This is a genomic window from Paeniglutamicibacter sp. NPDC012692, from assembly GCF_042901625.1.
In the GTDB taxonomy this organism is placed as follows: Bacteria; Actinomycetota; Actinomycetes; order Actinomycetales; family Micrococcaceae; genus Paeniglutamicibacter.
Window position 1 is genome coordinate 131,392 of the sequence record NZ_JBIBDE010000008.1, and the last position, 22,426, is coordinate 153,817.

Sequence of the window (22,426 nt, forward strand, 5' to 3'; positions counted from 1 at the left end):
CCCTATCCGCGTCTGCGGGCGTTTTGTCCGGTGCCCACCCATGAGGTCTATTGAGTTGACTTAGCATTTGGGGCGGCCGCATGGCACGTTCACCTGGCGGCGTCCGGATCTTCCGGTGCATTTTCACGGCGCTCACGAATCAGTTCCTTGTTGCGCACCAACCGCAGCGCCGTGACCAGAAGCAGGCCGCCGACCATGTTGAACAGCACCGTATAGCCGAACCAGCCCAGCCAATCCATGTAGTCGATCTGGACCCCGGCGTGGATGGCCCCGAAGATGAGCAGCGAATCGAGGACGGAATGGAACAGCTGCAGCCCGACGAGAATAAACCCGTCGGCCACCGCCACTGCCATCTTCGCGACATCGGAGTCGGTGCCATGCTGCATGCGCGTCATCAGCGTGATGGTGCTGCCGGCCAGGACTGCCAGGCAGACCGACTGCCAGGTGAAGCCTGCCTCCACGAAGTACAGGGCAGCGTCCTCAAGTTCGGGTTTCCAATCCGGAAAGGCCTGCACCACGATCCACATGAAGATCCACCCGCCGACGAGGTTCATCACCAGGGTTGCGCCCCACAGCTTCAAGAGCTGGCTCACGCTGGCCTCCTTGGCGGCGACCGCGGTGATCGGCACCAGGAATCCCTCGGTGAACAACTCGCTTTTGGCCAGCAGCAGGGCAACCATGCCGATGCCGAACGCCAGCCCGGCCAGCAGGTGGTTTTGCGTTTGATGCATGACCGCGAGGTATGCCATCACGCCGACGCCGACCTCCAGCCCACCGAAGGTCCCGGTGATCAGCATGGTGGTCCAGGAGCGGGCCAGACGTTGGGCTCCCTCCTCGACGATGCGGTCGAAGGATTCCTCGATTTCCTCTTCCACAGGCGCGTCGTTGTCGCCTAGCTGTCGCCGACGTTCATCACCTGTCATCGCTTCCAACCTCCCGAAGGGTCAAGCTATCGAAGTTTCGTTTATGCCCTGGAGCACCGGACGGTCGTGTTCAAAGGATGGCACGACATCACGGCTCCGGCCATGCTTGTCCTCCGGACCACCCAAAGCGGACCAATCATTTGGCGCTCGTGGCGTCCGCCTGAATCATGCTTCTCCGGCACATGTGCGATCAGTTTCGGGGCACCGCCGGGAGTGACTCCCAGTGCACCGCAAGTGACTGCCACGCCGTGAATTCCCCAGCCCGACCCACGAACTTCGCCATCTGGGTACTGCCCTGGAAGAGGGGCAGCGGACCGCCCAACGCACCCAGCGATTCCAGCATCAGCGGGGTCACCGAGACCGTATTGGTGGAATAGCAGCCGAGACCACCGTTCCTTGTTGATATGGCGATGCCCCGGATCCGAATGGATCCGGGGCATCGTCCACCCGCGGCAGAACCGTTCATGCCCCGACGGGGTACCTGTCGGGGCGGTGCGCCTCGGTGTGCTCACAAGTCCAGTACGAGCTTTTTTCCTTTGCAGCGACTCACGCAGAGCATCATCACTTTGCCAGTGTCTTGATCGGCGGGAGTCAGGAATTCGTCTCGGTGATCGGGCTCGCCTTCGAGCACCCGCGTCTCACAGTCGCCGCAGTATCCCTCTTTGCACGAGAAGGGTTGTTTCGGAACAACCTTGAGAACTTCGTCCAGAACATTCACGCCGTCGGCGACGGTGAAGGTGACACCCGTTCGCCGCAACTCCACCTCGAACGAATCGCCGCTGGTGTCCACCGGTCCACTTGCCGAGAAGCGTTCGAAGTGCAGGCCGCCCAGGTGGCTGTGAGCGGAGAACGCCTTGGCGACTGCGTCGAGCATTACGCCGGGCCCACAGGCGTAGACCATGGTGCCCGCCGGTGCATCCGCCAGGATGGCAGGCAGGTTGGGGTACCCGCGCTCTGCTTCGATCCACAGGTCCACCTGGTCGCCGAGCGAGCTCAGCATTTCCCGATAAGCCATCGAGCTGGCGCGTCGGCCGCCGTACACAAGCGACCACTGCGCACCGGCGTTCCGGGCCTGCATGATCATCGGGATCATCGGCGTGATTCCGATCCCGCCGCCGATGAACAGGTACGAGTCCGCTTCCACAAGTTGGAAGTTGTTTCGAGGTAGTCCGATGCTCAGCTCGATACCGGCCTTCACCGCCTTGTGAAGTTCCTTTGATCCACCGCGGCCGTTCTCTTCGCGCAGAACCGCGATCGTGTACTTCGATCGATCGTCGCGGTCCCCGCAGAGCGAGTACTGGCGGGACAACCCCGAAGGAAGGGTCACCTCGATATGGGCTCCAGGCTCCCAATCCGGTAGAGGATGTCCTTCCGGATGTTCGAATGATACTTCGATGACGTCGTCGGCGGCAGCTGCCACATGTGTGACACGAAGGGTCAGACGTTCGAGGGTGGTGATCATGGGCTCATCTCTTTCGCTGCTTTAACAATCTGCTTCAGGTCGCTGAGAACCTCGAGCGATGTTGCTGGTGTTTTGATTTCGGAGCAGAAATTGCTCATCGATGATGGCTCCTTTGAGGACTGCGGCCAGGCACTCCACAACCAGGGCGATCATCTCGTTGACGGTCCGGGGTACGAGTCTGTAACTCACCGAATACCCCGTTTCGCCATGCGGAGCGACCCGCATGTTGAAGGTATTGATCAAGAGTTGCTGTACTCGTTCGCATCCGTCTGCTCAACGGTTTTGGTGCGTGCCAAGCGCTTGGAAAGGATGAACCAGCACGCGGTGGTGAGGAGGATCGGGCCGGCGAGCAGCAGCACGATGTTCTGTGCCGGCCAGGCGAACCCGAGAAGGACACCGGCAATCGCGGGTCCAACAATTGATCCGATTCGTCCGGCTGCGGCCGACCACCCGACACCCTTGGCGCGGATGGACATCTCGTAGATCGACACCGCGATGCCGGACTGTCCGACCGTGCACGCAGTGATTCCCACGCCGGCGATGCAGATCAGGATCATCAGAACGACCGTGTTCACCGGAAGCAGTGCGACGGCGGCCGTCGCGAGTGCGCCGATCACGGACATCACAACCAGAGATCGTGCCGCACCGAACTTCGCCGAGACCGCCATGAGGATGAAGCCGCCGCCCATTCCTCCGAGGCCGAAGAACGCCAGCCCCAGGCCCGCGGTGGACCGAGATATGCCGAAGTCTTCGAACAGCGTCGGAAGCCAGGACTTCAGGGTGTAGCTGACCACGAAAACGAGGAAAGTCGCAGTCCACAGCAGCAGCGTCGACACGCGAAGTTCTGGCCCAAGGATGGCGGCGGCGGTGGAGTCGTCGCTCGTGTTCTTTTTCCCGGTGGGTTCGGAAGAATTCGGGATGAAGTAGGCCAGAAGGACAGTAAGGCCGATCGGAAGTGCACCGGCAAGCCAGAGCACCCCGGCAGTGCCGAAGGCATTGATAAGAAGCCCGCCGGAGAAGCCTGCGATCGTTGTGCCGGTGATGAGGCCAGTGGTGATGAACACTGCGATTGACTGCCGCTTTTCCGCGGGGCCGTTCTGTGTGCCGATGACGATGGCGGTAGGCGCCACAATCCCCAATCCGATGCCAGTGATTGCACGGGTCACGCTGAGGAGGGTCATGGACTCAAGGGGAAGCGTCGCGGCACTCATCAAAGTGGCGATCCCGAATAGCGCGGTACCAAACACCAGGGTCCGTTTCAGTCCCAGGCGTTGCGACAGTGACCCGCACGTGAGGTATCCGATGACGACGCCGACGCTGGTCAGAACAAGGGGATAGGTGAACGCGGCGGCCTTCAAGCCCCATTCTTCTGCCAGGTGCGGAACAAGAAGCGCAAGGATGGCGGTGTCGTAACCGTCGATGAAAACCGCGAAAAACGCCAATCCCAGCACGGCTTTGCGGATTGTTGTGGGTGGCGTACTACTGAATTTCATGTTGTTGTCCATGTCCTGGGCTGCTCCCTAAGTGCGGTTGAACGTTCTGATGGATTGCGGATCCGGTATGTCAGGACCGCTAGTAGCCTCCGGGGCGAGCGGATCGTCGTGGCAGCCACGATCTCACCGGTTCCGGGGAGGCTCTGCCTGCAAGTCACGGCGTTAGTCGCCGCGACAGGGGCAGGAAAAATCTGCTAATCCGCGATGGCTCCGGCAGGCGCCAGTGCCCACCGCCCTCACGTCAAGATCGAGCTCGAAGGAGCGAACCAATATTGTTGTCAGGGTCACTCTTCCATAAAAATGTGATCTACATCTCGACTGCTTGTAGTATCGTATGACAATAGGTTCGATTGCAAGCATTTGCCGAAAGAAGTTGTGTAAACCGACTTGCCTCACCGGGTCGGAAGTGGCCGGGCCGAAGGCGGTTCGGCCTAATGGTGGGCGGTTTGCCTGAAGTTGCAACGCGTACATCGGGGCCCCGGGTTGATCGGCGGGCGGCGATGGGGGCGTGCTCCATTGAAGCCCTTGCGCCTCTACTGCCGAGGTGTCGGTCGGCACCCGTTTGTAGCCTTGATGGGCGACCGGCCCGCCTGGCGTGCGTGTCCAATGTGGCGACGCCCCTGGTTCGGAAGCTCCCGGCCGGCGCCCGCGGGCGACCGTTGACACAACCGTATTATCGTAATACGGTAATTTCGAAGTTGCGGGCTATTCGCCCCCTGCCCATGGCGGTTGATCCGTCGTTGACAACGTTGTTCTAAGGAGTTGATGTGAGCGTTCTTGATAGCGAACCACTGATGGAGTCCGAACTGGCCGAAATTATCGGTCACGGCGAGCTCGTCCCGCTGCTGGCGGCACTGGCCCATCTCACGGGCGACCGTCGCTACCTTGACCCGGAATCTCGACCCCGGTCCGTGACGGTCCTGGGCAGGGCCGTCGCAGGGGCGACCGACGACGCGGCACTGGAACTGGCGATCAGCGGGCTGAAGGCGATCTCAGGAACGGATCCGGACGCCGTGGGCTCGACCGTGGATCGCGAGCTCATCGAGTACCTCGTTGGTGCTCCGATCGACGACGGAACGGAGGACATGCTGCGCTACCAGTTGGGCATGCCCCATGACCAGGGTGCGCCGCGCTGGCAGGCCTCGACGTCATCCGAGGCGGGGCTCTCCGTCGCCATCATCGGCGCCGGCATGTCGGGAATCCTCATGGCCCGGCGCTTGGACCAGGCCGGCATCCCGTATACCGTCTTCGAACGCAATGCGGACATCGGTGGCGTCTGGTACGAGAACACCTATCCGGGCTGCCGTGTCGACACCACCAACTACATTTACAGCTACAGCTTCGCCACTCGAGACAACTGGACACACGACTTCTCGCTGCAGCAGGCTGTCCGCGACTACCTGGGTGAGGTGGCCGCGGAATACGGTGTCGACAGGAACGTTCGCTTCGGGACGGAACTCTTGGCTGCTACGTACAACGAGGCTTCTTGCACCTGGCAGCTGAAGCTCGACGGCCCGGACGGGCCGTACGAGGCCGAGTTTTCCGCAATGGTCTCCGCTGTCGGCCAGCTGAACCAGCCGAAGATTCCCGACGTCCCGGGGCTTGACTCCTTCGCCGGTCCGGCATTCCACACGGCGCGGTGGGAGCAGGACGTGGATCTCACGGGCAAGCGCGTCGCCGTCATCGGCACCGGAGCCAGTGCCTACCAGGTGATCCCCGCGATCGCCGATCGGGTGGAGAGCCTGACGATCTTCCAACGCAGCGCGCCGTGGATGGAGTGGACCCCGGCCTACACGGACGAGGTCAAGCCGGGCTTGCGCTGGCTCTTCGAGAACGTACCTACTTACTCCCAGTGGTACCGCGCGTACCAGTTCTGGATCACAGCCGACGCCCGACGCCCGTACTACAGCGTCGATCCCACCTGGGACCGGCCGGGATCGGTCTCCGCGGAGAACGAGGAACTGCGGCAGCACCTGGTCAGCGGGCTGGAACGGCAGTACCAGGACCGCCCGGACCTGCTCGAGCAGGTCATTCCGTCCTACGCCCCGTACTCGAAGCGATTGCTTCGCGACAACGGGCAGTGGGCGAAAACGCTGCATCGACCAAACGTCCGACTCGTCTCGGATCACATCGAGGCCATCGACGAACAAGGCGTCAGGACTTCCGCGGAGCACATCGACGTCGACGTCATCATCTTCGCAACCGGGTTCAGGGCTTCCGAGATCCTGGCACAGGTCGACGTCACGGGCACCAACGGCTTGAAATTGCGCGACGAGTGGGCCGGCGATCCGAAGGCCTACATGGGTGTAGCGGTGCCGGGGTTCCCCAACATGTTCTGCCTGTACGGGCCCAACACCAACGTCGTGGTGAGCAGCAGCCTCTTCTTCTTCTCGGAGAGTGCGGTCAACCTCGTGATATCCGCCCTCGAGCACCTCGACAAGACCGGCGCGGGAGCGGTTGAATGCACCCGGGAAACCCTGGACCGGTTCGTCGCCGAGATCGACGAGGCCAGCGAGCTCACCGCGTGGGGAGCCTCGAACGAGTCGACCTGGTACAAGAGTGCCTCCGGTCGGGTGTCGCAGAACTGGCCGCTGCGCGTGCTCGACTACTGGAGCGGGACCCGTGAGTTCCCGCTGGATAAGTTCCAGGTCCTGCGGCCGGCCGTCCGCGATCTGGAGGTCGCCCGATGAGCATGATGTCCCTGTCCCACTACTGGATCCCGGGCATGCAGGGCGTCCCTGTTCTTCCCACCGTGGAAACCGCGCAAGTGCTGGACATCGATCGCGGCGACGCGATCCGTGTCCAGAATGTCTCGGCGCCGTCGCACATGGGAACGCACATCGACGCACCGAGCCACACCTTCGCCGACGGGCGCACCATCGACGAATACCCGCTGGAGCGGTTCATCGGGTCCGCGGTGATCTCGTCTCCGACCTGCTCGTACGGCACCGCCATTACGGTCGACGACATCCTCGCGGGCGGGCCGGAGCCGAAGCGCGGCGACATGCTCTTGATCCACACCGGGTGGGGCGCGAAGTTCGGGGACCCAAGCTACTTCAACCATCCGAGCCTGGACGAGTCTGTGGCTGTCTGGGCCGCCGAGCTCGGGCTCGGCCTGATTGGCATGGACCTGTTGACGCCCGAGCTGCCGGCGCAGGACCGTGATGCATCGTTCGCCTTCCAGCTGCACCGAGGTCTGCTGGGTGCCGATGTGCTGATTGCGGAGAACCTGGTCTTCCCGCATATCGAGGAGCGCAGGGTGCGGGCAGTTGCCGCGCCCGTCGCCTTGGCCGGGGGCGATGCCGGCTGGACCAATTTCGTTGTTGAGTGGTGATAGGAGCCGTGAACATGAACATGTTGAACATATCGTTGGGTGCGATCGAGATTGCCTACTACGACGTCGGACCGCGCGACGCGGAGGATGTCATCGTGCTCCTGCACGACGGCGCGTACGGCAGCTCCGCCAAGCTCGCGTGGGAGCATATGATGCCCGAACTGGCCGGGAACTTCCGCGTGATTGCGCCGGACCTGGTGGGATATGGGGCCTCCAGCAAGGTCACCTTCTTCGACCGCCCTCCGCAGGCTGCCCACGGAGACATGATCGCGGCGTTCCTCGCCAACGTGGGGATCGAAGCGCCGCGGGTTCACGCCGTGGGTTCGTCGTTCGGGGGGAGCGCGGCGGTCACCGCCGCCCGTATGCAGTTCGGGCGACCGTGGACCTCGGCCGTCTCGATCGGTGGATCCCTGGGTTACGGCCGGAACGGCGATGCCTTCGACGAACTGCAGCGCTACGACCAGTCCATGGAGGACGCGCGTCGGATCACCGGCCTCCTGGTCGAGGACGTCGACCGGTGGGAGCAGCACGTGAAGGAGCGCCATGCCAACGGCCTGCTGCCCGGCCACTGGGAAGCCTTGTCGGCGGCCCGGGTCAAGGCGCCACAGCGCAACGCGGCTGCCGGACCTCCACCGCTTTCCGAGCGACTGGCCGGCTGCCCAGCACCTGTCCTGTTCGTGGAAGGTGAAAATGACCAGCTCCTCGTCCGCGGATGGACGGAAGACCTGGCCGCCATGGTGCCGAACGGGAGGGCTGTGACCGTCCCCGGGGCGCACTGCCCGAATATCGATCGCCCCGAGGGCGTACTTGAAGTCATTGTGAATTTCGTAGAGAGCGTTAGCTCAGAAAGGCAGGTCGTGTCGTGACTAATGGAGTCATTTTTGCGTGGTCAACCCCGGTCGAGGGTCATGAGGAGGCGTTCCACGCCTGGTACGACGACGAGCACATCCCTTCGAGGGTGAACCTGCCCGGCATTGAGGCCGCCAAGCGGTACGTCAACGCCAAGCCCGGATCGACTGCGCAGTTTGCCGTTCGATACGACGTGTCAAACATCGAGGTGTTCGACTCTCCCGAATTCAAGCAGCTGCGCACGGATCCGTCCGAGGAGACCCGCAAGGTCATCGAGAACACCGTCGATTTCGATCGCTTCGTGGGTGAGGAGATCATCTCGCAGGGCAACAACTGGCACGCGATCGACCCCACCCTGATGTACGTCGTGACGTTCAGCGTTCCCGAGGACTACTGGAACGAATTCGAGGCGTGGTACGCGACCGAGCACTTGCCGATCATGCTGGCCGAACCGCTCTGGGCCGGCTGCCAGATCTACCGTTGTCTAGACAACGACCGGAGTAGCGGTGCGCCCGGAAAGGAAGCGCAAGATTCCTGGACGCACGTTGCCTTCCACTCGCTGCGCAGCGAGGATGCCATGCAGAGCCCCGCTCGTGAGCGTGCCCGCGCGACCGCTTGGCGCGAAAGGCTGTCCCAGAACGCTTGGCATCGAGCCTCGGAACGCCACGTCTTCGAGCCGCTGAACCAGTAAAACCGGGGGGTATGACCTGAGAATATTATGCTCCACTTTGGTGTACTACGGTATGATGAAGGTTCAGGAAGTCGAGGAAAGGGGATCACCATGACCGAACTTGCAGGTGTCTATCGAGTCGCCCGCAGCGCGGCGCCCGTTCGTGAACAGGCCGTTATCCAGCTGCGCAGCCTCCTGGCCGGAAGATTCCAGCCGGGGGAGCGGGTTACCGAGGCGACTGTGTGTGAACTCCTCGGCACCAGCCGAACCACCGTTCGAGAGGCCCTGCGGCAGCTCGAGACCGAGGGCCTTATTGAGATCGTTCCTGGCAAGGGTCCCACGGTCGCCAGGGTGAGCGAAAGCGATGTCCGCGATCTGTACGAGATCCGCGAGGTCCTGGAGTCGTTCGCGATCATGCTCTTCACGGAGCGTGCCAGCGCAGATGAGAAGGCGCGGCTCGCGTCTGCTTTCAGCGACCTCGAGAAGGCTCACGCGAGCGGCGAGGCCACTCGGGTTCTCGAGGCCAAGCAGGCCTTCTACGACGTTCTCTTTGAGGGTGCCCACAACAACTCCATCTCAGCGTTGTCCCAGAGGATCTACTACCAAGTTGCTCGGGTGCGTCTGGCGTCCTTGTCCGCCGAGCGGATCCAAGCGGGAATCGGAGAGTTGCGGATCGTTCATGAGTTCATGGCGGCCGGCTCTGCACGCGAAGCCCAGGATGCCTACGCTGTGCACATGCGGAACGCGCGCGAAGCGGCTGTCGAGGCTGTCAAGCGGTTCAACTGACCTTTCGATTGCCTATGCAGCGAGGGCCCGGATCCGGTATTGCACCGGATCCGGGCCCTCGCTGTTTTGGCGGGATCCGTTCGGTGTTGGACCAGTGGATGTGTTCGTCCGGGTGTGCGGAGACTGCATCGGGGCTGACGTGCAGGCACTCTCGAGGATTTTCTCCAGGAAGCGGGTAGGTGCTGGTGACCCCGGTTCGAATGCGCGAGCAGCTGCCTTCCGGGCTGCTGATGGTCGGCGACTGCGGCGCCGACCATCAGCGTCTGGTTCGGGGCGACCGTGCGCCGCTCGTCCTGAGATGAGTTGCAGAGTTTCCTGTGCAGGCCCTTGCCTGTCGACCCAAGGCTTCACGCGGTCTTGGGCGCGAGCCTCCGGCCCCGGCTAGGCGTTTCCGTGCGGATGCGGCGGTGCGCGTACCGGCGGTGCTCATTCCCGAAGGGGACCGTGACCGCCGTCGTGGGTGTCTCTTGCGGGCCAAGGGCTTGGAAACGGGTTTGGCCATAGAAGCGTCGATGGCGCATGGCCGGCGACCTGCAGCAGTGCCGGGATTGGGGAACGGACCCCGACGGCAGGGTCCTTCGCCGTTGTTTTGAGTCCTCAAGGCCCGCAACTTTCCCGGGTTGCCACCTCTGCCGTAAACGGCTCCGGCTCGGTACCTCCGCCGGAGAAAAGGAATATTGACTGGCCAACGAAGCGCACGCTGCATGGTGGCATCTTGTCTCAAAGGCCTTTCCTGATCCACGCTGCAGCGGCCTCGCAGTGATCTCCTGTCGGAGAAATAATTGCACGAATAAAGATGCTCCCCGGGAGTCTGGCCTGAAATTCTCGCTCCAGACTCCCGGGGAGCGGTTCGCTGTGAGGGTGGGGGCCTTTTGATATTCTCCGAAGTATTGACGTATCGACATACCGTAGTACGATCGGACAGTAGGTTGAAAACGTGTCATTCGTGCAGGGTTGGAAAGGATATTCAAAGTGGCTACAGCAGGTGAACGCGTCAGCGATTTGTTGGCAGAGTTGGGCGTGGATTACGTCTTCGGCGTGGTGGGCTCTTCTGCCATGGAAATCTACGACGGTCTCCATACGCACCCAAGCGTCAGGTACATCGGCGCACGCGACGAGCGTGCGGCAACCGGCATGGCGGACGGATACGCCCGCGCCAGCGGAGCACTCGGGGTGGTGCTGGCCGGCCAGAGTGGCCCGGGCGTCACGAACCTTGTCTCCGGACTGGCTGCGGCCAAAGCGGCGCACACGCCCATTCTCTCGCTGGGAGGATCGGTTTCGACCGACCAGTGGCACAACGATGCCTTCCAGGAGGTGGACCAGGAGGCTCTCATTCGGCCGGTGGCCAAGGCGGTGCTCACCGTTCTGAAGCCCGAGCGGGTCGTCCCCATGATCGAGTACGCTGCGCGGCTGGCGATGAGCCACCCGATGGGGCCGGTGCACGTCAATCTTCCACGCGACGTCCTCATGGGGCAGGCCCCGGAGGTTAAACTGGGTGGCTCCCTGAAGCCGTCCAACCCGAGCCACCCGGAGGCCATCGAACATGTCCTGCGCCTGATCAGTTCCGCCAAACGCCCCGTGATCGTGGCCGGCGGCGGGGTCAAGAGCAGCCGTTCGGGGGAGTTGGTCGAACGGCTGAGTGACATCCTTCGGATGCCGATCGTCACCTCGGCGGGCCACCGGGATGCTGTGAACAACGAGAACCCGTTGATGCTGGGCCAAATGGGGCCGCGAGGCGGAGCCCTGGCCGCGGCCGTCGTGGCCGAGGCCGACCTGGTCATCGGTGTCGGTACCCGCTTCGGCTTCAACTCCACGTTCTTCGAGCCGGAGACCTTCCGCAAGGACGCTCGACTCGTTCAGGTCGACGTAGACTCCGCAAGCCTGAACCGGTACTGGCCCGTCGAGCTCGCCGTCATGGCCGAGGCCGGATCCTTCCTGGCGGAATTGCTCTCGCGCGTTGACGAGGGCGCTTCGTCCGGCACCGAAGCGGAGTGGTTCGAATCCGTCAAGGAGCGCGCCGCGCAGTACCGGGAGGAACGCTCGAGCCTTCCTGAAACGAGCCACAAGAGCCCGTTGGACGATGCCACCCTCTTCCACACCTTGCGCCAGTCGCTGCCGCGGGAGTCGATCATCAGCCTCGATGCCGGCACCTGGTGCCTGAAGGCTTCGGAAGCCCTTGACCACGCGCTGACGCCATCCCTGTTTACGCCCCTGGACTTTGCCTCCCTCGGGTTCGCATTCCCGGCCGCCATCGGTGCCCAGTTGGCTTGCCCGGAACGGCCGTCGGTGGCACTGCTTGGAGACGGAGGGGCGCTCTATGCGATCGCAGAGCTCAGCACGGTGATCGAGCACGATATCCCCGTCACGATGATTGTCATGAACAACTCGGCATGGGGTGCTGAGAAGGCGTACCAGCACGACTTCTACGAAAAGCGCTACATCGGGACGGACCTGCCGTCCCACGACTTCGCGTCGATTGCGGAGTCCTTCGGGATCCGGGGTCTGCGCGCGGACAGCGCGCAGAGCCTCGAGCTGGCCATCAAGGAGGCGTTTGCCGACCAGGCGCCGACCGTGATTGACGTTCGCATTGACCCGGAGATCCTGTTCAGCTTCCGCAAGGACGTCTTTAGGAAGTTCAAGTGATCGGCGCCCAGCGTACCGCGGTCGTTACGGGCGCAGGCCGGGGGATCGGGAAGGCGACCGTCGAGGTTCTCGAGGCGCAAGGCCTGCGCGTGGTCGGAGTCGATCTCGCGGGTGCCGATATCAACGCCGATCTCTCGACGCCTGAAGGTCGCGCTGCCCTCGAAGCCGGGGTTCTCGAGCTATGCCCGTCCGGCATCGACGTCATCGTGGCGAACGCGGGAGTGCTCACCGACAACGAGCTGAGCATCCAGGTCAACTACTTCGGCGCCGTCGAGACACTCGAGCGCCTGCGCCCGATGTTGCGTGCCGACGCTCCGCGCGTGGTCGTGGTCGCGTCCCGCTCCGTCTTGAAGCCGGTCGACGAGGCCATCGTCGAGGCGTGCCTGGCGGGCGACGAAGCGCTGGCCGTCGCGTTGGCGCGGCAGTCCGAATCCCGCCACCTGCTCTATGCGACCAGCAAGCGAGCGATCGCCCGGTGGATCCGGCGCAACGCCGGGTTGCCGAAATGGGCGGGCGCCGGCATCGCCCTGAACGGTGTCGGTCCCGGGGCCGTCCTGACGCCGATGATCGCCGAGCGGGATCCGGCCGAGCAGGCCCGGCTGGCGGTCGAACGGCCCATGCCCTTGGGTGGCATGGCCACCGCCGAGGAGGTGGCGGAGCTGATTGCCTTCCTGGCGGACGCCAGGAACTCGAAGATCGCGGGACAACTCATCTTCATCGATGGCGGCGGCGAAACGGTGATGGGCCACGAGGACATCTGGGAAGCCATGCTCAAATAACTCTCGCTCGGGCGGCGAATCGACGGAAAGGATTGGCCGCCCGCGGCGGTTCTTCTCCTGGATCGTGGGCTTCCCATGCTCGGAGGGCCGTGATAGTTTACGACAATATGATGGTATGACAAGCAGTCGAGATGGTATTTATTGTCTCGGCGGATGGAGGCAGCATGAATACTACACAGTTAGACAACGGCCAGCCGTCAGGGTGCCCGTTCTCCAAGCCCAAGGACTTCATCCCTTGGGCACCTGAGTTCGTCCAGAACCCGTATCCCACCTTCAAATGGCTTCGCTCGCTTGGCCCCGTCGCCTATTCCGAGGCGATGGACTACTGGGTGGTCAACAGTCGCGACGCGATCAAGGAAATCCTGATGGACGAGGAGCGATTCTCCGCGAACCTCATGCTCAGCACCATGACCAAGTGGCCCGAGGACGTGGCGCGGGAATTGGCCGCCGTGATCCCCGATCGTCCAATGCTCAAAGATCTCGACGGAGAGCCGCACGAGAAGGCCAGGCGTTTCCTCCGTTTCGCCTTTACACCCCGACGGCTCGAGTGGATCCGTGAAGACGTCGAACGCATCGCCGACGATTGCCTGGATTCATTGTTCGCCGACGGCGACGGTTCCGGTGACATCGTCCGGCGATTCACCGACATCGCTCCCATCCGGGTGCTGATGAAGTTCCTGGGCATTCCCGACGACATGGGTGAGCAGATCCGGGCGTGGTCGCACAACCGCGAGGACATGTTGCAGGGCAACCTCACCGAGGAAGAACTGCGCGCCGGCGTGCAGCCGTTGAAGGACTACTACGCATACGCACGTCGGCGCATCGAAGAGCTTGAAGCCAACCCGGGCGATGACTACATGAGCGAGGTCATCCAGCTGTGGAAGGAAGAGCAGCCGGACAACGTCGTCTGGGACGACGTCATCAACATCTTGATGTCACTGATGAACGCCGGCCACGCAACAACGTCGGACCTGTTCGGCAACGGACTGTGGGCCCTGCTGACCCACCGCGAACAGTGGGACAAGTTGTGCGCCGACCCGGATCTTGTCCCCGACGCCATTGAGGAGATGCTGCGATGGGAAACCAGCGTTCCCGCGTGGCGGCGCAGGGCGCTCGTTGACCTTGAGATCGAAGGCCACCATATTCCCGCGGGATCAAAGATGTTCCTGCTGCTCGGGTCAGGCAACCGGGACGAATCGGTGGTGTCCGACGGAGAAGCGTTCGATATCGAACGAACCGACGGCCGCCAGTACCTGACATTCAGCGCGGGCGCCCACTACTGCTTGGGACAATCGCTGGCCAAGCTTGAGCTCAACACGTTCTTCCGGCGGCTGGTCGCCCGGTACCCGCACCTCGAGCTGCGCGAGGGCTACGTGCCCGACTACCGCGTCAACGCGTTCCACCGCGGACCGAATTCATTGCCGGTCGAGCTGGGACCGGAACCCCTCGTTGCCGGCGCCGGCGCCGGAGCAGAGAGGGACGGGCGATGAGAATAACGATCGATGCTTCAAAATGCGTCGGCGCCGGTAACTGCGAGGCAGACATGCACGACATCTTCGAGGTCCAGGACGTGGGTCCGACCAAGGTGGTGGGCCAGCCCGCGGAAGACCAAAGGCGCCTGCTGGAACTCGTCATCGGCAACTGCCCGGCCCGCGCAATCGGCATCGGCTCATGAGAAGGTGCCTGATTGTCGGAGGGTCGGCGGCCGGGATGCGCGCAGCGGCCGACCTGGTCGCCGGCGGCTATGACGGCAGCGTGACGGTCATTGATGCGGATCCCCAGGCGCCGTACGACCGGACCGTGCTCTCGACAGGTGTCTTGACCGGTGCCAGAAAATTGGAGGATGTCGTTCTCGACGTACCCGATGGCGTCGAGCTGTTGCGTGGTGTTCGGGCGCACGAGTTGGACACGGCGAACCGAACGGTCCGCACGGACGTGGGCGACCTGTCCTACACCGAGCTCGTCCTAGCCACGGGCGGCGTGGCCTTCCTGCCGGGCGCCTGGCGGGACATGGAGGGTGTGTTCACCGTGCGCAGCCTCGATGACGCACGAGGACTCAGGGAGGCCGTCGGCCCGGATTCCCGCGTGGCAATCGTCGGCGGTGGTGTCCTGGGCATGGAGATCGCCACGAGCCTCGTCGACCTCTGCAACGGGGTCGAGGTGATCGAAGCTGCGGGCCTTCCCCTCGGCCGGGTGCTTCCGGCTGAGCTGGGGCGGCTGCTGCGCGACCGTGCGGCCGGCCATGGCGTCACTCTGACGTGCGGAGTTTCTGTCGAGTCCATGGACCGCGTTGCCGGTGTGAGCCGGCTGACGCTCAGCGACGGCCGCCTTGTCACTGCCGACGTGGTGGTCGTTGCCTTGGGCAATCGGCCCGCGACGGGTTGGCTGGCAGGCTCCGGACTGACGATCGAGGACGGGGTGGTCTGTGACGGGCGGCTGAGGACCGGCGCGCCCGGAGTGTGGGTCGCCGGAGACCTCGCGCGGGTCCGAGACGGGGATGGGGGTTCCGAGCGGTCGGAGCATTGGACCCGGGCAGGCGAGCACGGGGCCTACATCGCGCGGTCGATTCTTCTGGGTGGGGACGGCCCCGAGTTCTCGGCGCTCTCCTACGTTTGGACGGACGTCCTCGGGACGCGGATTCAGGTCCTGGGGACGTTGGCGGCAGACCGGCACGTGCTGGTCCGGAACATCGCCGACGACAAACAACTCGCGGTGCTCGCCGCGACGCCGGACGGTGCCCTATGCGGCGCGGCGGTCCTCGGATGGCAGCGGCTGGCAGTGTCGGTCCGCCGGCAGATGAACCAGGGCGTCTCACTGGATGAGCTGCTCGGTTCCCTTCCACAGCATCGGCTCGACGAACCATCGATGTCCCATGCCTGATCTTCGCCAGCAGGCGGGCAACCTACGGAGTGAAGTTGCCCGCCGGTTGGCGAAGGCCCCGGGGACCTCGTCGACACAGGCTTCCCCGACATGCCGCTTATCCAAGATCGTCGACCCCTGCTGCGGCGCACCGCGAACAGGGGCGTAAGCGTGACGCCCGAACTCAGCCTGGGGCTTGCGGCACTGGGCACCTTCTTCGGCGCCGCCATGCAACGTGTGACCGGTCTGGGCTTTGCGCTTGTCAGTGTCCCGTTCCTGATGCTTTCGCTTGGACCACGAGAGGGCGTATTGCTCGCCAACCTCCTGGGGCTGTGCACCTGCATTGTCGTCGCCGTGACGACGTGGTCGAACATCTGCTGGCGCAGGACCCTCACGCTGATACTTGGCGCGGCTGTCGGCATACAGCTCGGTGCCTGGACATCGCTGGTCATTCCCGCTCCTTACCTGATGATCGCCACCTCTGCCATGGTGCTCGTCTCGTTGTCGTTGGTGAGCGGCGCTTCGACACGGGTGACCAACGCCCTGGAGGTGTCGGCGACCGGGTGGCAGTGGAAGTCCCGCGTGCTCGCCGGCACGATCTCGGGCTTCATGAACGCAGCAGCCGGGGTCGGAGGACCCGCTGTCGTGGTGTTCGGGAAAGCCGTGAAATGGCCGCAGACGTCCTTCGTGGCCTCCTTGCAGGCGTACTTTATAGTCCTCAACGCGATGGCGCTCGCCACCAAGGGCATGCCGACGCTGCACTGGATCACGGTGGTCACGGTCGTCGGCAGCCTCGCCGCCGGAGTTGGTGCCGGGTTTCTCCTGCACCGGCGGATTCCGCAGGCAATCGCCTTGCGATTTACCGTCTGGGTTGCCGCACTGGGCTCGCTGGCCGTGGGGATCCGAGGACTGCTCCTGATCGTGTGACGGACGCGTGGGCCCGATGACTGCGACCTCACAACGTCGGGCTCGCGGACCTGGGATAGTCATGGCCCGACTCTGCCGCGGCTACGAGACGAAGTTCGTTACCAGCTAACATCCGGCAGACTACTTTCTCGCTTGCCCAAGCGAGGAGCTGGGTAGGACGACCCACGTACGAAAGAGACTTGGGGGACGAGCTGAGTGATCTGGGGACTCCTGCCTCAAATATCGGGAATCCCGACGCCTGTCTGTCCCGTTTGGGGGGAACCTTGACCGGGCATAATTTGGTCCGAGTCCAGGGAACAGCTATTCCTTTGGGGATCTCTTCGACAGAACGAACAAACTTCCCAGACAGATCACTAGTCCAGCCAATGCCGAAACGAAGCCCGCCGTTGCCAGGTTCTCGCTCCAGGGCGCTTCGGCACCCCACGCCGCAATGATGCCCATGAATGAAACGATCATGAGCCACAATGCCGAAGTTGCTACAAGCGGTTCCCGCCGCCGTCCGGCATGTTTCGCCCACCAGGTACCCAAGGCGGTGGTGGTGGCCAGAAGCGCGAGGAGGAACAGCGCAAACAAGACCCAGTAGACAACGGACGGTATCGAGTGACTGAATACCGTGGGCAACGCATTGCCCAGTAGGGCCAACGCGCAAAATATCAGTGCGGCTGCACCCGCCGCTGCGACAGCTGCCTTTACAGGTGTTAGCCCGCGAGGATTTACCGGTTTCATCGAGTGTCACCATTTTTCGAAAGTGGGCAGTTGCGAGTCACCATTTTCCCATGGAACGGTGGCCTCTTACCGAACCCAATCCAGCTATCGACACCAGGTGCTGTTCTTCCATACCTGACATTCCCAGATGACGCCTGCGCTGGCAACTCATGTCCGGTAGCGCCATCCCTTGGCGGGCACTTGGTCGTGGACAGCCAGCAGATGCCCCGAAGAACGAACATCGACCGTGCGTAGGCACCTAACGGCATCTCGTGGAGTATAGGCTACATGCCATGATGACCAACGAGCGCCTCAAGCCACTGCTCGAGCAGTACGACTGGGCGACGGAACGACTTCTCACTCGCCTCGCCGGGCCCACCAGCAACTCGGGTGATGACAACGACGTCGACGTACCGGTACTGACGGACGCCGAGTACCTTTGGGAACCGGTCGACGCGTGCTGGTCTGTACGGAGGCGCACCGATGGGCCCGGACCGGGCGCCATCAAGCTCATCGGCGCGGGGGAGTGGGGGCGAGACGGCGCCCCCGAAAGTCCGTGGCCTCCGCCCCTCACGACGATCGCCTGGCGGCTTGACCACATCTCCGAGACGCTGTTGGGCCGCTCCAACCACCTCGGGGGCGACCGAACGTTCGATCGAGCGACGTACGAATCACGACCAGATGCAGCCGGCGCTGTCGAGAGGTTCCGTCAGGCCGCAGCCGAATGGCGCCGGGTACTACTCAGTGTCGATGAGTCCGACTATGACCAGACCGGGCTAAGCAGCTACCCCTACGGCAGCGATGCCGTGGAGACGTTTCTGTCGATGGTGTGGTGGGAGAACCAGGAGATCCTGCACCACGGAGCCGAGATCGCGCTGCTCCGCGACCTCTACGTTCACCACGCTCAGTAGCGACGAGCGCACACCGCGGACAGCTCAGCTGGCGGAGTCTCGACGAAGTCGGCAATTCCATGAACATGTCCCGCGTCATAGGGAATTTAACGTCATCTCGTGCACGAGATGATTAAGAGGATTACGTCCGCATCGGTGCATAGGTGCCCGCAAACCGATCCATTAGAACAAGGAAGATGCTCATGGCGTCACGCTAACGCAGGGGTTGAACGCAATTCCGCCCGTAAGCCGGTCGGCACATGGGTCATCGAAACCGGGCCAGCACCATCGTAGTGACTCTGGAAGTCTCGCTCCTCAAGGGAACCTCTCCGCGGGACATTAAGGGGTGGGCCAACTCCTCAGCACATGGCATGGTGGAATTGCGCGAATGCGCCACCACGATGCAACCGCAGCAACCCTCGCACGCGGAACTCCCCAGATTTACGGGTATCCCGTGTCAGCGCTGGATACAGCTGCTTCACAGCGTTGCGGCGAACCAACTGCCTGGAAAACCGCGTTAGCTGTTGGCCAGTCCGGACGCGCCTCGGATCCGGTGAATTGGGGCAGGCAACCAGGGACCGAGCTATTGCGTTGCCCGAGCGCTGAGTCTAACGTGAGCCGCAGAGAATCCACCCCTACCAAGGAGCCGTCATGGCCGGGTTTGTGCAAATCATCGAATTCCAGACCTCGCGCATTGAGGAGATCGAACAACTGGGACGACCGTCAAGGACCGAGGGAAGCACAATGCCGACCTTCCGTCGCATCACGGCCACCGCGGACCGGGACCGCCCCGGTACTTACTACACTATTGTCGAATTCGATTCCCACGAATCGGCCATGGAAAACTCCAACCGGCCGGAGACCTCCGACTTCGCTGCGAAGATGGCCGCCCTGTGCGACGGGCCGCCGGTTTTCCGCAACCTTGACGTGGTGTGGCAGGATACGGGCGCGCCCGATGCCAAGGGCTAAACCCATCGTTAAAGGTCAAAGGCTAAAGGTTAAAGGCTCGCCTGCGGGCAGCGAGACAAGGGGTGTCTGTTCCCCCGGCCAGTATGCGAAGATCCGCGGCTACCCCCCCGACCAGGGGTCGCTTCAGAAAACGGAAAAATCGTACGCTAAGGTCCCGCCGACGGAGGTAACCGCTGGCTCACAGTTTGACGATGGAAGCTGGCCAAAGTTTGTCCGTAGGGGAACGTTCTGCGGGACAGTCTTGCGAGGGCGGACACCTTCTCACGAGCCCGCAGGATCGCCGATCCGGCCAAGGAGCAGCGCGAGGACCGATTGTTCCTCGCGGCTAAGCGGCGACAGGATGGCTCGTTCGGTTTCGAGGTGGTCCGGCAATGCATTCTCGATGAGTTCTTTCCCGGTGTCGGTGAGCGCAACGAGCGTGCCGCGGCCGTCGCTCGGGTTAGCCTCGCGCACCACCAGCCCGCGGGCTTCGAGCTTGTTCAACCGCTGTGCCACCGCGCTCGTGGAGACCATCGCCTCCCGCGCCAGTTCCGCCGGGGTGATCCGATAGGGGGCGCCACTGCGCAGCAGCGTGGCGAGCACGTCGAAAGACGACGCATCCAGGTCGTGCCGAGCGAAGGTGCCCGCGAGGCGGTATTCGACGGCGAGGGCGGTGCGGCTCAGGCGGCCTATGACGGCCATGGGGGAGACGTCAAGCCCCGGCATTTCCTTTTGCCACTGTTCGAGGATGCGGTCCACTTGGTCTGCCATGGGTCTAGTCTAGGCTTTTGCTAAGCACTTAGCTAGAATAGCTAAGTGCTTAGCAATCGAAGACTCCTGATCCTGACCACCGCCTTGGCGCCCGCACTGTGGGGCACCACTTACCTCACGGCCACCATGTTCCTGCCCGAGGGGCGCCCACTGCTTGCCGCGACCTTGCGCGCGCTTCCTGCCGGACTGTTGCTCCTGCTGGTTTGCCGCCAGTTGCCGCGTGGTGAATGGTGGTGGAAGTCCTGGGTTCTGGGGATTTTCAACATCGGGGCGTTCTTTGCTCTGCTCTTCATCGCGGCCTACCGCCTTCCGGGAGGCGTCGCCGCGATCGTCGGTGGCATCCAGCCGCTCGTTGTCGCCCTGCTGGCCAGCCGGGTCCTTCATGAGCGGTTGACCGCGCGCGTCGTGGCGGCCGGCCTTGCCGGTGTGTTCGGGGTTGGACTGATAACGCTTCAGGCCCAGGCGCGGTTGGATGCCATCGGCGTCCTGGCGGCAGTTGGCGGAACCCTCTCCATGGCGTCGGGGATCGTGCTTTCCAAGAAGTGGGGGCAACCCGCGTCGCCGCTTACGACCACCGCCTGGCAGCTCATCACCGGCGGGCTCACCCTGCTGATGGTCATGCTCGCGTTCGAGGGGCTCCCCGCGACTGCGCTGACGCCGTCGAACCTCGGCGGCTACGCATATCTTTCCCTTGTCGGCACCGCATTTGCGTACGTCATGTGGTTCCGCGGAATCGCCCGACTTCCCGCGAGCACCACGGCATTCCTCGGCCTGCTCAGTCCGGTGGTGGCGATACTGCTCGGGTGGGCGGTCGCCGGGGAAGCCTTTACCCCGACGCAGATGCTGGGAGTCCTCATCGTCCTGGGATCCATTGCTGCCGCGATCTTCGCCAAGAGTGCGAGGCCTCCCGTCGAGTACGAAGTGGTCGCCGCGAATCGTTCCTCATAGCCGCTACCTATCTTGGTGAATAGGAGTGTTCCGACAAGTCCGGAACGCCATGCCTTCCATCTCGCAGCAACTGGATGTGTCCGTTTGCCTAACGGCTTGCGGGACAAGTTCTTCGGTCACCTGTGCACTACAGCGATTTCACCTGACTAAAGGAGTGGATCTATGGTGCACAACAACGATCTTGGACATTTGGTGGATCTGATCGGAGCGCTTCGGAGCAATAAGAACAAGAACTGCTTTGGAGCCACGGTCTATGAGGATCCTATGCTCAGCAACGATGACCATCGGAAGTATCAAGTCATTGCCAGACCTGACGAAGACCGGTATGAGTTGACCTGTCGCGAAGGTTCTCGGCAGCTGTCAATGACATATCACCCAGGGCGTCAGCTTTTGATTCGCCAAGATCCGGGTGAAGCACAGGTGCGTGTCGAGGGGCATGACCTGTTCCCAGCAGCTCCGCCTGTCTTGGCTATGTTCAGCCCACTGGACCTGCCGATTTGGGGAGGCGACCGGGACGGCCAACGCGTCGTGGCAGTTATGTCGGAAGCGGCGGGGATGATTCGCTTGAATTTCACGCCCAAGGATGCGCCCGATTACTTAGATGGCGGAGGGTACGCAATCATCGATCTTTCGAAGTGCGTCGTCACCGAGCTCCACTACCTCGGTCGTAGATACAGGGCCAAAAACATCACCAGCTATTATCCACTCGAGTTTTCCTGAGCTGCATAAGGGCGTGAAGCCGATCGCGGCACGCTTTCTCCAGCTTCCCCTGTTGTCAAAATCCGACTCCACGGCCCGGCTATGCCGCAAAGGCAACGGCAACCGGACACCGGCCATTAGTCATACAACCTACGGTAATTGCGTCCTGTAACGGAACCTACTGTTCGGCATCCCTGCTGGGGGTCAATATGATCAGCATCAATATGCGCGACCATGATTTAGACGAGGAAGTTGCTCATCATATACTCCCGGTATATCGGCTACGGATTAGGCTCGTCCGTTGGCGCGGTCCAGTTCCTGTCGAACCTTGCGCCTTCCGGGTTTGAGGGCCGCATGGCAAGGAACCAGACCGCCGGCGACATGCAGAATAGGAAAGACGCGTCGTCGTTGATGTCGTGCAAGCGACGTGTTCCCAGAGCCCAATTAGGGAAAAATGTGACGAGCGAGTAGGCGAGGAATAGCAACAAGCCGGGTTCGCTAGCCTCCGTCAGCTCGGAATCCGGATCGAAGATGGACGTGCCGCCCGCGGCCATGAGAGCAAAGCAGATGCTCCAAATCAGGGCGTTGAGCAACATGACCCACCAGTACTCGCTGCGGCTGGCACGGCCCTCGAAGATTCCATATTTCAGGAAGAACCGTTTGACGGCTTCGCCAAATGTGGCTCCGTAAAGCGGCAATTCCAGGTCATACGCCGAAGGCGTAGTGGAGCGGGGCCGGTC

The 22,426-nt window shown here is 62.7% G+C and carries 21 protein-coding genes; 15 read left to right on the forward strand and 6 right to left on the reverse strand.

Annotated features, from left to right (window positions below):
- Positions 1-89: 89 nt before the first annotated feature.
- The 3 genes from ACFY5D_RS20685 to ACFY5D_RS20695 all read right to left on the reverse strand — a co-directional run bounded on the left by ACFY5D_RS20685 (position 90) and on the right by ACFY5D_RS20695 (position 3,878).
- The gene (locus ACFY5D_RS20685; RefSeq protein ID WP_387534216.1) at positions 90-923 is read right to left on the reverse strand and encodes a formate/nitrite transporter family protein; all 834 of its coding nucleotides are present in this window, start codon (positions 921-923) and stop codon (positions 90-92) included.
- 508 nt (positions 924-1,431) lie between these two features.
- On the reverse strand, positions 1,432-2,385 hold the full coding sequence (locus tag ACFY5D_RS20690; RefSeq protein ID WP_387534218.1) for a PDR/VanB family oxidoreductase: 954 nt from the start codon (positions 2,383-2,385) through the stop codon (positions 1,432-1,434).
- Between the two features lie 239 nt (positions 2,386-2,624).
- Positions 2,625-3,878: an MFS transporter gene (locus tag ACFY5D_RS20695; protein ID WP_387534220.1), complete on the reverse strand. Its 1,254-nt coding sequence runs from the start codon at positions 3,876-3,878 to the stop codon at positions 2,625-2,627.
- 767 nt (positions 3,879-4,645) lie between these two features.
- On the opposite strand from ACFY5D_RS20695, the gene ACFY5D_RS20700 reads away from it, so the two are divergent.
- From ACFY5D_RS20700 to ACFY5D_RS20750, 11 genes are all read left to right on the forward strand, one after another.
- Positions 4,646-6,568, forward strand: coding sequence for a flavin-containing monooxygenase (locus tag ACFY5D_RS20700; protein WP_387534222.1), 1,923 nt, complete (start codon positions 4,646-4,648; stop codon positions 6,566-6,568).
- Positions 6,565-7,212 (forward strand): cyclase family protein, encoded by a 648-nt coding sequence (locus ACFY5D_RS20705; protein ID WP_387534224.1) that lies wholly within the window; start codon positions 6,565-6,567, stop codon positions 7,210-7,212. Before ACFY5D_RS20700 ends, ACFY5D_RS20705 begins: the two co-directional genes overlap by 4 nt.
- 14 nt (positions 7,213-7,226) lie before the next feature.
- Positions 7,227-8,078, forward strand: a complete 852-nt coding sequence (locus ACFY5D_RS20710; RefSeq protein WP_387534226.1) for an alpha/beta fold hydrolase — start codon at positions 7,227-7,229, stop codon at positions 8,076-8,078.
- Positions 8,075-8,752: a hypothetical protein gene (locus tag ACFY5D_RS20715; RefSeq protein WP_387534228.1), complete on the forward strand. Its 678-nt coding sequence runs from the start codon at positions 8,075-8,077 to the stop codon at positions 8,750-8,752. The genes ACFY5D_RS20710 and ACFY5D_RS20715 overlap by 4 nt, the downstream gene beginning before the upstream one ends.
- A gap of 90 nt (positions 8,753-8,842) precedes the next feature.
- Positions 8,843-9,517, forward strand: coding sequence for a GntR family transcriptional regulator (locus ACFY5D_RS20720; protein ID WP_387534230.1), 675 nt, complete (start codon positions 8,843-8,845; stop codon positions 9,515-9,517).
- Between the two features lie 972 nt (positions 9,518-10,489).
- The gene (locus ACFY5D_RS20725; protein WP_387534232.1) at positions 10,490-12,160 is read left to right on the forward strand and encodes a thiamine pyrophosphate-binding protein; all 1,671 of its coding nucleotides are present in this window, start codon (positions 10,490-10,492) and stop codon (positions 12,158-12,160) included.
- The gene (locus ACFY5D_RS20730; protein ID WP_387534234.1) at positions 12,157-12,939 is read left to right on the forward strand and encodes an SDR family oxidoreductase; all 783 of its coding nucleotides are present in this window, start codon (positions 12,157-12,159) and stop codon (positions 12,937-12,939) included. Before ACFY5D_RS20725 ends, ACFY5D_RS20730 begins: the two co-directional genes overlap by 4 nt.
- A gap of 164 nt (positions 12,940-13,103) precedes the next feature.
- The gene (locus ACFY5D_RS20735; protein ID WP_387534236.1) at positions 13,104-14,429 is read left to right on the forward strand and encodes a cytochrome P450; all 1,326 of its coding nucleotides are present in this window, start codon (positions 13,104-13,106) and stop codon (positions 14,427-14,429) included.
- A complete protein-coding gene (locus tag ACFY5D_RS20740; RefSeq protein WP_387534238.1) occupies positions 14,426-14,614 on the forward strand; it encodes a ferredoxin in 189 nt (62 codons plus the stop codon). Before ACFY5D_RS20735 ends, ACFY5D_RS20740 begins: the two co-directional genes overlap by 4 nt.
- Positions 14,611-15,819 carry an NAD(P)/FAD-dependent oxidoreductase gene (locus tag ACFY5D_RS20745; protein ID WP_387534240.1) on the forward strand — a complete coding sequence of 403 codons (1,209 nt, stop codon included), beginning with the start codon at positions 14,611-14,613 and terminating at the stop codon, positions 15,817-15,819. The genes ACFY5D_RS20740 and ACFY5D_RS20745 overlap by 4 nt, the downstream gene beginning before the upstream one ends.
- A 150-nt stretch (positions 15,820-15,969) precedes the next feature.
- Positions 15,970-16,725: a TSUP family transporter gene (locus ACFY5D_RS20750; RefSeq protein WP_387534242.1), complete on the forward strand. Its 756-nt coding sequence runs from the start codon at positions 15,970-15,972 to the stop codon at positions 16,723-16,725.
- Between the two features lie 300 nt (positions 16,726-17,025).
- On the opposite strand, the gene ACFY5D_RS20755 is transcribed toward ACFY5D_RS20750, so the two are convergent.
- Positions 17,026-17,451 (reverse strand): hypothetical protein, encoded by a 426-nt coding sequence (locus ACFY5D_RS20755; protein WP_387534244.1) that lies wholly within the window; start codon positions 17,449-17,451, stop codon positions 17,026-17,028.
- A 251-nt stretch (positions 17,452-17,702) separates the two neighbouring features.
- Here ACFY5D_RS20755 and ACFY5D_RS20760 point away from each other — a divergent pair, with 251 nt between their 5' ends.
- Both ACFY5D_RS20760 and ACFY5D_RS20765 read left to right on the forward strand, forming a co-directional pair.
- Complete coding sequence (locus ACFY5D_RS20760) at positions 17,703-18,341, forward strand: DinB family protein (protein WP_387534246.1); 639 nt, start codon at positions 17,703-17,705, stop codon at positions 18,339-18,341.
- 630 nt (positions 18,342-18,971) lie between these two features.
- Positions 18,972-19,289, forward strand: coding sequence for a putative quinol monooxygenase (locus ACFY5D_RS20765; RefSeq protein WP_387534247.1), 318 nt, complete (start codon positions 18,972-18,974; stop codon positions 19,287-19,289).
- 261 nt (positions 19,290-19,550) lie between these two features.
- On the opposite strand, the gene ACFY5D_RS20770 is transcribed toward ACFY5D_RS20765, so the two are convergent.
- Entirely contained in the window at positions 19,551-20,039 is a 489-nt protein-coding gene (locus ACFY5D_RS20770) for a MarR family winged helix-turn-helix transcriptional regulator (protein WP_387534249.1), read from the reverse strand.
- Between the two features lie 45 nt (positions 20,040-20,084).
- On the opposite strand from ACFY5D_RS20770, the gene ACFY5D_RS20775 reads away from it, so the two are divergent.
- Together ACFY5D_RS20775 and ACFY5D_RS20780 are read left to right on the forward strand one after the other, a co-directional pair.
- Positions 20,085-20,987 carry an EamA family transporter gene (locus ACFY5D_RS20775; RefSeq protein ID WP_387534251.1) on the forward strand — a complete coding sequence of 301 codons (903 nt, stop codon included), beginning with the start codon at positions 20,085-20,087 and terminating at the stop codon, positions 20,985-20,987.
- Positions 20,988-21,149: 162 nt separating this feature from the next.
- Positions 21,150-21,707: a hypothetical protein gene (locus ACFY5D_RS20780; protein WP_387534253.1), complete on the forward strand. Its 558-nt coding sequence runs from the start codon at positions 21,150-21,152 to the stop codon at positions 21,705-21,707.
- Positions 21,708-21,967: 260 nt separating this feature from the next.
- Here ACFY5D_RS20780 and ACFY5D_RS20785 read toward each other — a convergent pair whose 3' ends face one another.
- Complete coding sequence (locus tag ACFY5D_RS20785; RefSeq protein WP_387534255.1) at positions 21,968-22,384, reverse strand: DUF805 domain-containing protein; 417 nt, start codon at positions 22,382-22,384, stop codon at positions 21,968-21,970.
- Positions 22,385-22,426 lie beyond the last annotated feature (42 nt).